The sequence below is a fragment of the Kiritimatiellia bacterium genome (assembly GCA_018001225.1).
Lineage (GTDB): Bacteria > Verrucomicrobiota > Kiritimatiellia > CAIQIC01 > JAGNIJ01 > JAGNIJ01.
Genome location: JAGNIJ010000008.1, coordinates 14121 through 28174, shown reverse-complemented (window position 1 = coordinate 28174; position 14054 = coordinate 14121). Strand labels below are relative to the sequence as shown.

12 protein-coding genes are annotated in these 14054 nt (G+C 67.1%); 3 read left to right on the top strand and 9 right to left on the bottom strand.

What is annotated here, in order from left to right; translation table 11 throughout:
• The first annotated feature begins 104 nt into the window (after positions 1-104).
• Positions 105-2486, top strand: coding sequence for an ankyrin repeat domain-containing protein (locus tag KA248_04225; protein MBP7829105.1), 2382 nt, complete (start codon positions 105-107; stop codon positions 2484-2486).
• A 43-nt stretch (positions 2487-2529) separates the two neighbouring features.
• Here the strand turns inward: KA248_04225 and KA248_04220 are convergent, their stop codons facing one another.
• The 6 genes from KA248_04220 to rplM all read right to left on the bottom strand — a co-directional run bounded on the left by KA248_04220 (position 2530) and on the right by rplM (position 9498).
• Positions 2530-3798: a DUF4153 domain-containing protein gene (locus KA248_04220; GenBank protein ID MBP7829104.1), complete on the bottom strand. Its 1269-nt coding sequence runs from the start codon at positions 3796-3798 to the stop codon at positions 2530-2532.
• Positions 3799-3803: 5 nt separating this feature from the next.
• Complete coding sequence (locus KA248_04215; GenBank protein ID MBP7829103.1) at positions 3804-4970, bottom strand: FprA family A-type flavoprotein; 1167 nt, start codon at positions 4968-4970, stop codon at positions 3804-3806.
• Positions 4971-5144: 174 nt separating this feature from the next.
• The gene (locus tag KA248_04210; protein ID MBP7829102.1) at positions 5145-8084 is read right to left on the bottom strand and encodes an insulinase family protein; all 2940 of its coding nucleotides are present in this window, start codon (positions 8082-8084) and stop codon (positions 5145-5147) included.
• A gap of 7 nt (positions 8085-8091) precedes the next feature.
• Complete coding sequence (locus KA248_04205) at positions 8092-8493, bottom strand: zinc ribbon domain-containing protein (protein MBP7829101.1); 402 nt, start codon at positions 8491-8493, stop codon at positions 8092-8094.
• Positions 8494-8650: 157 nt separating this feature from the next.
• The gene (rpsI, locus tag KA248_04200) at positions 8651-9049 is read right to left on the bottom strand and encodes a 30S ribosomal protein S9 (protein ID MBP7829100.1); all 399 of its coding nucleotides are present in this window, start codon (positions 9047-9049) and stop codon (positions 8651-8653) included.
• A gap of 20 nt (positions 9050-9069) precedes the next feature.
• The gene (rplM, locus tag KA248_04195) at positions 9070-9498 is read right to left on the bottom strand and encodes a 50S ribosomal protein L13 (protein ID MBP7829099.1); all 429 of its coding nucleotides are present in this window, start codon (positions 9496-9498) and stop codon (positions 9070-9072) included.
• A gap of 163 nt (positions 9499-9661) precedes the next feature.
• On the opposite strand from rplM, the gene KA248_04190 reads away from it, so the two are divergent.
• Entirely contained in the window at positions 9662-10102 is a 441-nt protein-coding gene (locus KA248_04190) for a hypothetical protein (protein MBP7829098.1), read from the top strand.
• A 121-nt stretch (positions 10103-10223) separates the two neighbouring features.
• Here KA248_04190 and KA248_04185 read toward each other — a convergent pair whose 3' ends face one another.
• From KA248_04185 to KA248_04175, 3 genes are all read right to left on the bottom strand, one after another.
• The gene (locus tag KA248_04185; protein MBP7829097.1) at positions 10224-11405 is read right to left on the bottom strand and encodes an aminotransferase class I/II-fold pyridoxal phosphate-dependent enzyme; all 1182 of its coding nucleotides are present in this window, start codon (positions 11403-11405) and stop codon (positions 10224-10226) included.
• Complete coding sequence (locus KA248_04180; protein ID MBP7829096.1) at positions 11374-11853, bottom strand: Lrp/AsnC family transcriptional regulator; 480 nt, start codon at positions 11851-11853, stop codon at positions 11374-11376. Before KA248_04180 ends, KA248_04185 begins: the two co-directional genes overlap by 32 nt.
• A 126-nt stretch (positions 11854-11979) precedes the next feature.
• Positions 11980-13125: a glycosyltransferase gene (locus KA248_04175; GenBank protein MBP7829095.1), complete on the bottom strand. Its 1146-nt coding sequence runs from the start codon at positions 13123-13125 to the stop codon at positions 11980-11982.
• Between the two features lie 124 nt (positions 13126-13249).
• Between KA248_04175 and KA248_04170 the strand changes: the two genes are divergently transcribed.
• Positions 13250-13996, top strand: a complete 747-nt coding sequence (locus KA248_04170) for an RNA methyltransferase (protein ID MBP7829094.1) — start codon at positions 13250-13252, stop codon at positions 13994-13996.
• Positions 13997-14054 lie beyond the last annotated feature (58 nt).

The window sequence follows — 14054 nt, the reverse complement described above, 5'->3', positions numbered from 1 at the left end:
GGAACAACCGTAGCAACAGCGGTCATCGGAAGATTTCGCTTTTAGCGCGGAATCCATATGAATACGCTTCTCGGACGAATTGGATGGTTCATGGAGACCCGCTTATGCATCGTGCCACATTCCCCGGCGCCGCCGTTGTAATCCTGTCTGCGCTGTTCCTGAAGGTCGCTGCTGTCGAAGCCCATGCCGAGGGTGAGGAGTTTGATCCTGTCTCCCGCTTTCGAGAAGGGCTGATGGATGCCCTCAACCTGCCGCAGACACTGGCAGGCGACGAAGGATTCCAGGCCTTGAGAAGCGCTGATTTCGCCCGGTTCACGAACGCCGTCCGATCGGCGGAGCAGGCGCAGCATTGTCCAGTGGACGGCCTGACCTATCTTCACCTCGCCGCCGCCCTGGGGCAGACGGATGTTCTGTCCTACCTGTTGGATCTCGGCGTGAGCGTTGCCGGTGTTCAGGGTGATGCCAAGCCCGAGAAACGATGGGGCTACTCTCCCTTGCATCTGGCCGTGCTGGCGGATCACCCGGCCTGCGTCCAACTGCTTCTCCAGCGCGGCGCGGATTCGAATGGCCCCCTGCGGGGGTTGATCGCCCCTGTTTACGCGGCGGCCATGATGGGTTCGACCAATCTGCTGCATATCCTTCATGAAGGCGGGGCCCGCGTGGAGGATCCGTCGGCGGAACTCCAGCTTCTCCATGTCGCGGCGCGATACGGGCACCCGGACGTCGTGGACTGGTTGTTGAATCAAGGCGTTAAAGTCGAAAAAGATCGCGACGAGGAGACCGCTCTTCACGTGGCCGCCGAGGCGGACCATGCCGGGATCGTGGCCCGGCTCCTGCAGGCCGGAGCCGACAAGGACGCGGTCACCCCGCGGGGACAAACGCCGCTCATGCGGGCGGCGCAGAATAACGCCGCCGACGCCGTAGAGTCCCTGCTCCGGCATGGAGCCACGGTCAACCTTCTCGACAACCAGGGGCTCTCCGCCATCGCCTATGCCATCCGGAACGGCTCCGTGTCGATCGCGCAAAGGCTCGCCGATCACGGCGCGGACCTGGCCGTCCTGGATAATAAGGGCAACAGCCTGCTACACCTTGCCGCGCGTTTCGACAGCGCCGCCGCGGTCCACTGGTGCCTTGAACGCGGCGCGGATTTGAATGCGCGGAACGATTTCGGCGCGACGCCCGTGTACCTGGCGGCCGTCGACGCCCGTACCAACGCGTTGAACGAACTGCTCGATCACGGCGCGGATTTCACGCTTCCCACCACCAACGGTTGGACGGCGATCCACGCCGCGGCCACGGAAGACGCGGAGGGCACCGTGCGTCGCCTCCTCCGCGCCGGCGCCGACATCGAAACCCGGCGGCCGGGCGGCCGGACTCCGCTCCTCGACGCCGTCCGCAGCCGCAGGACCAACAACGTGCTCGCCCTGCTCGAGGCCGGTGCTGATGTCGAGGCGCGAACCGACAGGGAAGACGGCGCGCTGTACCTGGCCATGGAGAATGACGACCCGGGGATGATGCAGTTGCTGATGTCCAGGGGAGCCGATCCGGACGGTCCCCTGTGGGAGGGGAACTGGTCGCTGCTGATGGCGGCCGCGTGGGACAACAGGAATGCCGCCGCCAAGGCGCTGATCGAGGGCGGGGCCGATCCGTCCCTCGGCAGCGGAACCAACCGGCTCGAGCCTGGACAGACGCCGCTGTACATCGCCGTCCGGCGCGAAGCCCAGGATGTGCTGAAGACGCTGCTGGAAGCCGGCGCGGACCCGGCCCTACGCGGCGACGAGCAACTCACTCCCTGGCACCTCGCCATGATCCGCGGGCAAACCAACAGCGCCGCATGGCTCGCGCAACACATGACACCTGGACAGATGGCCCCGACCAGTATGGTTCGCGTCTACTTTGACTATGACGCGCCGATAGCTCGCACCGTCTCCGTGGTTGGCACCTTCAACGAATGGCGCGAGAACGTGACGCCCATGAAACGACGGGAGGACGACGGTTGGTGGTACGCCGAGGTGGACCTCTTTCCGGGACGATATTTCTACAAGATCTATGCCGACGGGGGCTGGTTCACCGACCTGAAGGCCCTGGAGCATGAAGCCGACCCGCATCGGAACGTGGATAACTCCATTCTGTACGCCACGAATCAACTCGTCCACATGCGCCCGTCGCGGGCGCCCTCGACGGCGAACGGCTATCATGCGGTCGAATTCATCTATTACGATCGCCAAGCGCATGGCGTGTGCGTAGCCGGCGAATTCAATGCCTGGAACGGGACGGCGCTGCCCATGACGCCGAAGCGGGCGGGCGTGTGGAGCGCGAGCCAGTGGCTGACGAATGGCGTCTACGCCTACAAGTTCGTCGTCGACGGCGAGTGGAAAATGGATCCGAGCAATTCGTTGACCAGGGTCGCGGGCGGCGTGACGAATTCCATGTTGGTGGTCGGGCCCCCGCCCGCCGGGCCGGGGCCGAATCCGGCTGAACCATGATGGGCCGGCAAGGCCCCTGGGAAAACCGGCGGACGGGCGATTTCTACTTGAACCGGAACACGAGAGGGAATCCCACGGCCACGACCAGGGCCCATGTCGTGTAGGCGGGGAGATATCTCGCGATCCAGTGGTCGAGAGAATCCATGCCGGCTTTCCCCCTCGCGAATCGCACGTAGCGCCACAGGATGCCGGACAAATGAACGAAAGCCAGCAGGTTCGCGCCCAGCACGGCAACCCGGTTCGGCGTGAATCCGTACGAGGTCAGCCGGAAGAAAATGGCCGCCAGCGCGATCACGTCGATGACGAGCGTAACGGCCACCAGGCCGATGTTCATGAAATCGCCGATGCCCGCGGAGGCCCTCGCCCCGCGCTCGGAAATCGAGAAAACGCAGAGCCCCAGCACGACCAGCAGCAGGCCGTTAAAGGCGATCAGGAAATCCCTGTCGGTGAACGGGCTTTTCCCGCTCATCATCATGGCCGCCAGGTACGCGATGACCGTCACGAGAAAGAGCGGCGTGAACACCTTGGCCAGGAGGGGGGCGATCCTGAACCGGCCTCCGACGATCCGCACGACGAGCAAGGTCGCGACCAGGGGGGCCGCCATCGCGCCGTACACGACCACGTTTTTCATGTACCAGTTTTCTATCCTCAAGCCGATCAGTTCGAAAAGGGCGAAGGTCAGCCCCGTGAGCACCATGCCGCCGATGAGCAGGATGGTGCTGTAGATCAGCAACTCCCCATTGTATTGGATGTAGGCCATTCTTCCCCGCAGGTCCCTCCACCGGCCGCCCAGGAAGGCGATTCCCAGAAGAGACCAGAAGACGAACGGCATATGGAGGCAGGACAGGATCAGGGTATGCCGCCCACGGGACAGGTAAGGAAGGAGATTCAGATAGACGATTCCTCCCGCCAGCAGGGCGGCGATCGCGGCCGCCGTTTTTACCCGGCACGCCTTCTGAAGGCAGAAGAAGGCGATCAGGGCGCCGGCGACAATCCCGCCGAGGTTGCAGAGGTAGAATCGCTCATCATCCAGCGCCGGCAGGAAGTGCGGCAGCTTGGCCAGCGTGCCGGCCACGAGCGCCAGGGCGATCGTCAGCCCGATATCGCGGGAGGGCCATCCGGGGGCGGACCCCTTCGGCTCCTCCGCCGCCTCCTGGAAAAAGAGGCGTTCGTTCCACGCCGCCAGAACGGGCGAGTTGCGCCGCTCGGCGAAGGCCTCGCGAAACGCGCCGGTGAAGTCCTTGGGGTTTGCGCGATACAGCCTTTCCAATTCGCGGGGGTCCTCCGCGGCCTGAATGATCCTGGTTTTCATGGCCGTTAGCTCGCGGCGGCATGCCGCCCGGCGACCGTGTCCGCGAGTTGGTCCAGCGCCGCGAACTCCGCTTCGCGGGGCAGGCCGCGGGCCAGCACGGGCGGCAGCCACTCCACCTGGAGGTCCGGGCACAGCGCCGCGGGATTCTCCAGCGGCTTCGAGCCCCAGCCGAACGAGCCGAACAGGCCCGCGTACTTCGCCTTGGGGTGCAGCGCGTTGATCACGAACGCGGCGTTGGCCGCGACGGGATGCACGCCGTTCAGCATCGCGGGCGTGCCGAGCAGGATCGTCGAGGCGTCCACCAGCGTCATGGCGACCTCGCCCAGGTCGGCGGTGGTCAGCTCGAACTGACGGACCGAGATCCCGCGGGCGACGAGCGCCTGCGCGAGGTGCTCGGCCATCCGTCGGGTGCTCCCATGCATGCTGACGTACGCCACGACGGCCATGTTTTTCGGCGGCGCGGACGCCCACTCGCGCCAGGCGTCCATGACGATGGCGGGCTTGTCGTATAGCGGCCCGTGGCTCGGCGCGATGGTGCGGATCGGCAGCGCGGACACCTTTTCCAGGTTTTTTGCGACCTGCTTCGCGTAGGGCATCATGATCTGCGCGTAGTACAGCTTCGCGGCGTTGTACACGCGGACGCCTTCCTTGGCATACAGCTCGGAGGTGGCCAGGTGCGACCCGAAGAAATCGCACGAGAACAGGATGCCGTCCTCCTCCAGCCACGTGCTCATGGTTTCCGGCCAGTGCACCCACGGCGTGTACAGGAATTTCAGCGTCTTGCCGCCCAGCGCCAGCGTGTCGCCGTCCTTGACCGCGACGACGCGGTCCGCGGGCAGGTCGAGGAGCTCGAGCAGGAACTTGCGGCCGGGCGCGGAGGCGAGGAGCCGGGCCTCGGGAAATCGTTGCATCAGCGCGGGCAGCGCGCCGGAGTGATCCTGCTCGGCGTGGTGGGCAATGATGTAGTCCACCCGCGGGACGTCCCGGAGCAGTTCGAGTTGCACATCGATCTTGGAATCGTCCACGCCGTCCAGCAGCGCGGTTTTTTCCGAGCCCTGGACGAGGTACGCGTTGTAGCTGGTGCCGTCGGGCAGGGGGACCAGGGCGTCAAACATCCGCCGGTCCCAGTCCACCGCGCCGCACCAGTGCACGCCGTCCGTGATTTTACGCATGGCCTTCCCTCCCGCTGTAGTGACGGCCCTGCGAGCCGCACAAAGGGCGCTTCATAGAAGCGCCGCTACAGCGCCACATGATAATGCAGTCCGGTCCGAATTGCAAAAGAGGGACCCCCCTGTAGCGGCGGCTCTATGAGCCGCCTGGCGAGACCGCCCTCCCTCCAGGGCCGCTCACGCCTTCAGCACGTCCTCGATGGCGAGCGGCGACGGCCTGTGGCGGTTGGCCTCTTCGAGTTTCTCGCGTCCGGCGAGGACGCAGATCGCCTGCCGCGGCCGGCCGGCCTCGAGGGCCTCGAGCATCGCCCGCCGCACCTCGTCGGGCGTCGCCCGCATCCGGCGGCGGTAGCGCTCCGCCCGTCGCTCGGGCGTCACGCCGGCCAGCCAGCGGTGCAGGGCGACCCCGGTCGCCTCGCCGGGACGGATCGGCTTGAGGTCGTCCCGCGCCCTGCCGATCACCGCGCGGTCCAGGTCGGCGCGGCTCCACGGCGCCTGCCGCACGAAGTCGGCGGTCTTCTCGAACACGTCGAGCGTGCGCGCGACGTGCGGGTCGCGGAACGACGTCAGGGCCAGTGTCCCGAGGAACGGGTCGTGCCGGCAGCCCGCGCCGTAGGCGTTGCCCTTGAAGCGGATCTCCGGCAGGATGTAGTCAAAGGTCACGAGGTGCGCCGCGAGCGCGAGCAGCGGTTCGTCCGGATGCGAGGCGTGGGGCGCGGGCAGGACGAGGGCGTTGTGCGCGATCTGGAGGGGGGCCGCGAGACCTTCGAGCACCGGCCCCGTGAAGGCCGGGAAGGCGGCGGGCGCGGAGCCCGCGTCCGCGTCCTTCATTTTCGCTCCCCAGTCTTTCAGGGCGGCCGACACCGCGGCCTGGGCCCGCGCCGGCCCGGTGAAACTGGCGGCCAGGCGGCGGGGATCGAGCAGGAAGTCGCGCACGGCCTGCAGGGTTCCCGCAAGTTCAGCCCCCCTCTGCTCGAAATGGTCGCCCAGGTCCTCGAGCAGAAACAGTTGCGGCAGCCCCTCGCATATCTCCCGCAGGTGCCCGGACAGGCTGAATCCCCGGCCGGCATGCAACAGGGGCGTGGTCGTTCCTCCCTGGATTTTCTCTGTACGTTCCCAGGTCCGCGCCTGGATGACGACATCCTGCAGCCGAGCCAGATCGTTCGGGTCGAGCCCGAAGAGCAGTTGGCCGAGCAGCTCCAGCGCGGGCTCGATGCGATCGTCCAGCGTCTTGATCTCAATGCGCAGCCGCGCCATGTGCGCCGCCGGGTCGTCGGCGCGGGTCTGGAACCACGGCCAGGCGCGCAGGCCGCCAAGGCGCGCCGCCTGCCTCCGGGCGACGTCCTCGTAGCCCATGCCCGCGGCGCCCAGCCTGGTGAACGCGTCCGTGAACCGCGAAACGTACGGCCACCCCTCCGCCGGCAGGCCGTCGAGGTTGAAGTCGAGGTGCAGGTACGCCACGCCGTTGGACGGCACGTCGTTGACCAGCAGGGGCATGCCGGGACCAACGCGCTCCAACCTCGACGGGATTTCGGCCGGCGTCCCGGGCAGGTCCTGAAGCCGGAGTTGCGGCAGGAGGGCCAGCGCCTCGGGCGGGTTGGGCGTGCCGGATTCGCGGTCCAGTTCCTCGGCCTCCCTCGCGACGCGCTGCATCGCCGCGTCGTCGAGCCCGGCGCGGACCGTCTTCATGCGCTCCGCGAATTCCGCGTCCAGCCGCGCCTGGTGCCCGCGGTCCGGCCGCAGCGCGAGTTGCAGCCGGTGCGGATTATCCAGCAGCCTCTCGCGGATCAGGCGGCTGAAGAACAGCGGATCGGCCGCCGCTTCCGCGCGCACGGCCGCGAGCGTGTCGCGCATGGACAGGAAGCGCAGCGGCTCGTCGGAGTAGGTCCACGACTGGAGCACGCGGAAGAGCACGTGCAGCGGGTAGCCGGACTGGATCTCCTGGTACTCGTAGCCGGCCTGGTGGAACGCGGCGTCCACGGCCTCCGGCGTGAACGGTTGCTCCGCCAGCCCGCGCAGCGTGTCGAGCACGAGCCGTTCGAAGGCGGCGGCCCGGTCGGGCTCGGAGCCCTTGAGCCCGACGCGGAAGGTCAGCTCCAGCCCGGCCGGCTCCGCGCCGCACGAGATGACGTCCTCGCCGAGCTTCGAGTCCACGAGCGCCTTCTTGAGGGGCGCGGCCTCGTGCCCGAAGAGGAGCAGCGAGAGCAGGTAGAGCGCGGCCGTGTCGCGCGCGTCGGCGGCGTCGCCGGCGAGCCAGTCCAGCCGGAAGTACGTGCGGCCCGACGCGGGCTCGTCGTGCCCGATGGCGTATGTTTCGGCTGCCGCGTGCGGATGGCTCCATCGCGGCTGGCGCGCGGGGAGGGGCGCGGCGTCGCGCGCGGAATAGCCGGCGAGCCGCTCGGCAAGAAACGCCAGGTAGTCCTCCGTCGGGATGTGGCCGTAGCAGACAAACAGGCCGCGGGCCGGATGGTAGAAGGTCTCGTGGAAGGCGCGGAACTGCTCGAAGGTCAGGTCGGGGATGGCGCGCGGGTCGCCGCCGGATTCGCGCCCGTAGATCGTGTCCGGCAGCAGGCTCCGGAGCGCGATCATCTCCATGGCCCACTCGGGGTTCGAGTAGACGCCCTTCATCTCGTTGTAGACGATGCCGCTGACCGTGAGCCCGCCCGCGCCGTCGGGGGCGAGATGGTGGCCCTCGCGCTTGAAGATGTTTTCGGACAGCAGCGGGTGGAACACCGCGTCGAAGTACACGTCCGCGAGGTTGAAGAGGTCCTGCTTCACGTTGCTGGCGACGGGGTAGACCGTGCGGTCCCAGAAGGTCATCGCGTTGATGAACGTCGCCATGCTGATCTTGACCAGCTCGAAGAACGGGTCGCGGACGGGGTATTTTTTCGAGCCGCCGAGGACGGAGTGCTCGAGGATATGCGGCAGCCCCGTGTCGTCGGCCGGCGGCGTCGGGAAGGCGACGCAGAAGAGATTCTCGGGGTCGTCGTTGACGACGTGCAGGACGCGGGCGCCGGACGCCTCGTGCCGCAGTTCGACCGCTGTGTCGAGGGGCGGAGCGAGCGGGGAGCATCGGGTCACCGTGAAGCCGCGGAAGGAGGAGCCGGGAGTGAGCATGGTTTGATTATCCTTCATACAGGGTGTCGTCGCCGGCCGGGCCGCCGCCCTCCAGGCCTTCCATTTCCGCGCCGAGTTTTTCCGGGTCCTCGCCGGCCTCGAGCCGCCGCATCATGTTATCCATTTCCGGCGGTATCGGCTCGCCGGTCTCCTCGGCCATCTTCCGCATGGCGCGGCCGAGCGAGCGGGGGTCGTTTTCGTCCAGCCCATCCAGCGTGGCCAGGTCCGGCCCGTCGCCTCCGGCCGGGCCGGCGCGGCCGGATTTCACGGAGGCGAAGCGGGAGAACACGCGCGTCGTGTCCGGGTGGCCGCAGCGCGGGCAGGCCGGCGGCTGGTGGCCGGCAGGATTCCGGACGAGGAAGCTGGAGACTCGCCGGCATTTTCCGCACTCGTATTCAAAAATCGGCATGGCCGGGCCAGTATAGAACATGGGCGGCATAAAACAACCGAACACGACTCGCGGGGACGCTCGCCCTCCATCTCGGGTGTCAGGCACTGGAGGGCGAGCCGGAAGAAAAAAACGGCCCGGATCGCCGGATCCGGGCCGCGGGAAAACAGGCGGTGAATTATCGCTTCGAGAACTGGAAGCGCTTGCGGGCGCCGGGCTGGCCGTACTTCTTGCGCTCCTTCATGCGCGGGTCGCGGGTCAGGAACCCGCCGCCCTTGAGCTTCTCGCGCAGGTTCACGTCGGCCAGCAGGAGGGCGCGGGCGATCCCGTGCCGCAGCGCGCCGGCCTGGCCCATGATGCCGCCGCCGGTCACATTGGCCATCACGTCGAATCGCTTCGTCATGTCGGCCGCCTCGAAGGGCTGCTCGATGAACTGCCGGACCGCCTCCACGGGGAAGTAATCCTTGAAGTCCCTGCCGTTGACGGTGGTCTTCCCCACGCCGTGCGCGATGCGCACGCGCGCCACGGAAGTCTTGCGCCGCCCCGTCGCCGAATATTCCACTACTTTGTGTGCCACGTTCGTTCCCCCGTCCTATGTCAGACCGCCAGGGCCTTCGCGCCCTGTGCCGCGTGCGGATGCTCCGCGCCGGCGTACACCTTCAGCCTCTTGATGAGCTTCCGGCTCAAATGGTTCTTCGGCAGCATGCCCTTGACCGCCTGCGCCACGATGCGGGTGGGTTGGCGGACGCGGATGACGCTGGCCTTCTGCAGTTTCAGGCCGCTCGGGTAGCCGGAATAATCTTTGTAGATCTTCTGCTCTTCCTTCGAGCCCGTCAACTTGACTTGCGCCGCGTTGATGACGACCACGAAATCGCCCATGTCGGCGTGCGGGGTGTAATTGCGCTTGTTCCGGCCGCGCAGAATATTGGCGATCTTGACCGCCAAGCGCCCGGCCGGCTGACCGGCGGCGTCCACCACGTGCCACGCGCGGACGACCTCCGATTCCCTGACCAACGTAGTTTTCATGAATCTGCCCCTATTTTTCCGCAAACAGGCCGCAGAACCTAGCGGAAGGGGGGGGCGAGTGTCAATCCCCATAATTTCCGCGTCCCGTGCCGCAAAAGGCGGCTTGCCTCGCCGGGGGGGCGGTGGCATAGTGAAATCAACAGAGAATGGACGGGAGGTACCTGTGACAGAAACGCCTCATGACTCCAAGTTGGCCGCCGCCACGGATATCATTTTCGACTGTCCCTTCTGTAATAAGAGCCTGGCCATAGACCTGCGAGGCGCGGGCTTGATGGTCACCTGCCCGGACTGTGGCCGCGAGGTCCAGGTCCCGGCCCCGGCGCCCGGCGATACCCTGGAGGAGGTCCCGCCCCCGCCGATGACCGTCTCGGCCGAGGCCCTGGCCGCCGCGCACGCCAAGATCGAGCGGTTGGTCGACAGCCTGGAGGAAATCCGCGAGCGCCGCCGCTACCTCGAGCATCTTCGCACGGAGAACATGGCCCGCTTCCAGCAGATCGGCGGCGAGGTGGAGGTCATCCAGAACTCCCTCGACCGCATCGTCGGCCTGCTCCAGGCGGCCGCCGCCGACGAAAAAATGAGCGGCGAGCCGCCCGCGGAGGGGTGAGCCGCCTGGAGGGCGGAGATCCGAGACGCCGGAGGAAGGCCGACGTTCATCGGCTGGGCCGGCTAGCCGCTTGCCGGCGCCCGGAGAACAGGCTTCCCTGCCGGCTTCGCAAGCGAAGCCACTACAGCCCCTTCACGAACCGGGCCATGCGCCGCATGGCCTCCTGGATGTTCTCCATGGAGGTCGCGTACGCGCAGCGCACGTGGCCCTCGCCGCACGCGCCGAACGCGGTGCCGGGGACGACGGCGACCTTCTCGCGGTCGAGGAACTTCAGGGCGAAGTCTTTCGACGAGATGCCCAGGTGCCCGATGTACGGGAAGGCGTAGAACGCGCCCGCGGGCGTCGTGCACGGCAGGCCCATCTCCTCGAAGCTCTTGACCAGGTAGTTTCGTCGCCGCCGGTATTCGGCGGTCATCTCCTGGACGGCCGTCTGCGGCTTGGTGAGGGCTTCTACGGCGGCCTTCTGGCTCATGGTCGGCGCGCACAGCATCGTGTACTGGTGCACCTTCATCATGGCCTCGGTCAGCTCCGGCGGCGCGCAGGCGTAGCCCAGCCGGAACCCCGTCATGGCCCAGGCCTTGGAGAACCCGTGCAGGAAGATTGTCCGCTCCTTCATCCCCGGCAGCGAGGCGATGCTCGTGTGCTCGCCGTCGTACGTCAGCTCGGCGTAGATCTCGTCCGTGATCACCAGCAGGTTGCGCTCGCGCGCGAACGCGGCGATCTCGACGAGGTCCTCCTTCCGGAGGATCGCGCCCGTCGGGTTGTTCGGGAAGTTGAGCAGCAGGACCTTCGTCCGCGGCGTGGCCTTCGCCTCCAGCATCGCGCGGGTCAGCCGGAACTGGTTGTCGCGCTTCGCCTCGACCGTGACCGGGGTCCCGTGCGCCAGGATCACGTCCGACCGGTACGAGACGTAGCACGGCTCGTGGTAGAGCACCTCGTCGCCCGGGTTCAGCGTGGCGCGCAGGGCGAGGTCGAGGGCCTCGCTGACGCCGACGGTGATCAGGATCTCGGTCTCCGGGTTGTACGACGCGCGGAAGGCCTTCTCGACGTACTTCGAGATGGCCCGGCGCAGCTCGAGCAGGCCCATGTTGGACGTGTAGTGCGTCGCGCCGCGCTCGAGGGCGAACACGGTGTACTCGCGCACGTGCCAGGGCGTGTCGAAGTCCGGCTCGCCGATGCCCAGGCTGATGATGTCCTTCATCGTGCTGACGATGTCGAAGAAGTCGCGGATGCCCGAGCGGGGCATGTCCACGATGTGCCCGGCGATGAAACTAGGGGGAGACTTGGAGTCGTTCGTCGGCATCCTGGGTCTCCATGAGCACCCCGTGGTGCTTGTAGGTCTTGAGCATGAAATGGGTCGCGGTGGACACCACCCCGTCCAGCGTCGCCAGCTTCTCGCTGACGAAGAAGGCGACTTCCTTGAGGTCCTTCCCGGCCACGAAGAGCAGCAGGTCGTACGCCCCGGACATCAGGTAGACGGACTGCACCTCGGGGTAGCGGCTGATCCGGGAGGCGATGCGGTCGAACCCGCCCTCGCGCTCCGGCGTGACCTTGACCTCGATCACGGCCGTGCACTGGGCGACATCGAGCTGGTCCACGTTCAGGATCGCCTGGTAGCCGCGGATGATGCCCTGCTTCTCGTACTCGGCGATCCGCGCCTTCACCACGTCCACGGAAAGGTTCAGCATCCGCGCGATGGTCTCCGGCTTCTCCAGCGCGTTGTTCTTCAAAATCGTGAGTAATTCGTCCATAAACGCCTCGCTTCTTAAGCCGCACGTGATAACCGACGCATCGCCCCGCGTCGAGCGAATTCCGGAGCAGGGACGCCGGCCCCCTGTAGTTCCGGCGCTCCGTCGCCGGAACCTGCGGGGCAGCCGCTATGGGGACTGCCCATATCGCCGCTGCTTCCACGCGATCCCGCGGCCCGCATGGTGCCTCGCGGCGGACCACGTGGCGGCGAGGCAGTAGACCAGCGCGGCCGGCGGGAGCAGCAGCCCGCAGGTCCACGGGATGCGCAGGATTTGAAGGATTTTCCGAAGCGCGATCGGCATGATCGCGATGAGCAGCAGGCCGGCCGCGGCCGACGGCCCGCCCCCGGCCAGCGCCAGCCACGGGAGCCACGCGCCGACCAGCGCGGCCGCCCACGCGAGCAGCAGTCGCTCCGGCCGGTACTCCATCATCGGGTAGCTCAACCGGACCAGGCCCGCCCACAGGTCGCGGAACGTGTCGTACATCCGCGTCGCCAGCAGGTCGTGGGTCCAGAAAAGCCGTAGGGCGAACCCTCCGCGCTTGAGGTTCCGCGCCAGCGCCATGTCCTCGATGATCTGTCCGGCGACGGCGCGGTGCCCGCCGGCGGCTTCGTAAGCGGCGCGGCGCGTGAGGATGAACGCCCCGGAGAGGCGCGAGCCGGCGCTGCCCGGCCGGTTGGCTCGGTCCATCGGCTCGATCAGCGCGCTCAACAGCGCGAAGAGCGGCATGATGGTTTTCTCCCAGATCGTCCGGCACTCGATCGCCGGCAGCACGCTTAACGCGTCCGCCCGGCCGGCCTGCGCGGCGGCCATCGCCTGCTTCAACGCGGCCGGATGCAACACCACGTCGGCGTCGAGGAAAAGCAGCCAGTCGTGCCGCGCCGCCGCCGCGCCCTGGACGAGCGCCCAGTTCTTGCCCGCCCAGCCGGCGTCCGGCCGGTCGGCCCCGCGGAGCAGGCGGAATGCTGCCAACACCCGGACCGCCGCCTCGGCGGCCCGGGCCGTGCCGTCCGTGGACTGATCGTCCACCAGGATGATCTCGAAGTCCGGGTAGTCCAGCCGCCCGAGCGCCTGCAGCGTCGCGCTGATATCGCGTTCCTCGTTCCGCGCCGGGATCACGACCGACACCGCCGGCCAGCCGCCGGGCGGGGATGGCTGCGGCGTCGTCGAGTCCAGTGGCGGGAACCGCGTTTCGAGGTAGCGGAGGCGCACGCAGATCGCGGCCCAGAGAACCGCCGAAATCGCCAGCAAAACCACCCTGAAGATCAGCATCATCGATGATCGTTTTTTACCACGGATAACGCGAATTGCACGGATATCCTCTTCTTCCCATCCTGAAATCCGTGGTTAAAACGGGCGGCATTGTTTTGAATCCGGTGTTGGGTTATCCTGCCGGGCCATGTCCTTGGACAACATACGCGTGGTCCTCGTCAGCCCGATCTACGGCGGGAACGTGGGCTCCGTCTGCCGCGCGATGAAGAACATGGGGCTGCAGCACCTCGCCATCGCCGCGCCGCGCGGGCCTCTGGACGACCTGGAATCGCGCAAAATGGCCCTTCATGCCGACGACATCCTTGCGAACCGCCAGGAATATCCCACGCTGGCCGAGGCCGTCGCGGACTGCGGCCTCGTCGCCGGCTCCACCGCCCGCCCGGGCCTCTACCGCTCCCACGCCAAATCGCCGCGCGAATGGGCGCCGCATTTGATCCAGGCCGCAAAAAAATCCAAGGTGGCCCTCGTGTTCGGCACGGAAACCGACGGCCTGTCCAACGAGGATCTTGCCTGCTGCACCCAGATCATCCGTATCCCGTCCTCGCCCGAGTACCCCTCGCTCAACCTGGCCCAGGCCGTCCTGATCTGCTGCTACGAGCTGTTCCTGGCGTCGGGCACTTTCGAGCTGCCCGGCGAGTTCTCGCCCGAGGCCAGCGGCGCGATGCGCGAGCAAATGTTCTCCATGTGGCGCGAGGCGCTCCTCTCCGTCGGCTTCATGAAGGGCGACAAGGCCGACCACATGATGATGGGGATCCGCCGCATCCTCTCCCGCGGCACCCTGACCGTGAAGGACATCCGCATCCTCATCGGCATGGCCCGCCAGGTCCGCTGGGCGGGGGGGCAACTGAAATCACCTGCCACCCCCGAGCCGTAGTTGAGGGGTATTATTCTTGGCTTTTTTTGTCTGCTTCCTCGCCCCCCCCCGCCAGCTT

What these genes read in the sequence shown, in the direction of transcription:
- KA248_04225 (MBP7829105.1), top strand. Translation starts at nt 105, where the DNA reads ATGCATCGTGCCACATTCCCCGGCGCCGCCGTTGTAATCCTGTCTGCG.
- KA248_04185 (MBP7829097.1), bottom strand. Translation starts at nt 11,405, where the DNA reads ATGCCGACGAACGACTCCAAGTCTCCCCCTAGTTTCATCGCCGGGCAC.
- KA248_04175 (MBP7829095.1), bottom strand. Translation starts at nt 13,125, where the DNA reads ATGATGCTGATCTTCAGGGTGGTTTTGCTGGCGATTTCGGCGGTTCTC.
- KA248_04170 (MBP7829094.1), top strand. Translation starts at nt 13,250, where the DNA reads ATGTCCTTGGACAACATACGCGTGGTCCTCGTCAGCCCGATCTACGGC.
- KA248_04215 (MBP7829103.1), bottom strand. Translation starts at nt 4,970, where the DNA reads ATGCGTAAAATCACGGACGGCGTGCACTGGTGCGGCGCGGTGGACTGG.
- KA248_04210 (MBP7829102.1), bottom strand. Translation starts at nt 8,084, where the DNA reads ATGCTCACTCCCGGCTCCTCCTTCCGCGGCTTCACGGTGACCCGATGC.
- KA248_04180 (MBP7829096.1), bottom strand. Translation starts at nt 11,853, where the DNA reads ATGGACGAATTACTCACGATTTTGAAGAACAACGCGCTGGAGAAGCCG.
- KA248_04220 (MBP7829104.1), bottom strand. Translation starts at nt 3,798, where the DNA reads ATGAAAACCAGGATCATTCAGGCCGCGGAGGACCCCCGCGAATTGGAA.
- KA248_04205 (MBP7829101.1), bottom strand. Translation starts at nt 8,493, where the DNA reads ATGCCGATTTTTGAATACGAGTGCGGAAAATGCCGGCGAGTCTCCAGC.
- rplM (MBP7829099.1), bottom strand. Translation starts at nt 9,498, where the DNA reads ATGAAAACTACGTTGGTCAGGGAATCGGAGGTCGTCCGCGCGTGGCAC.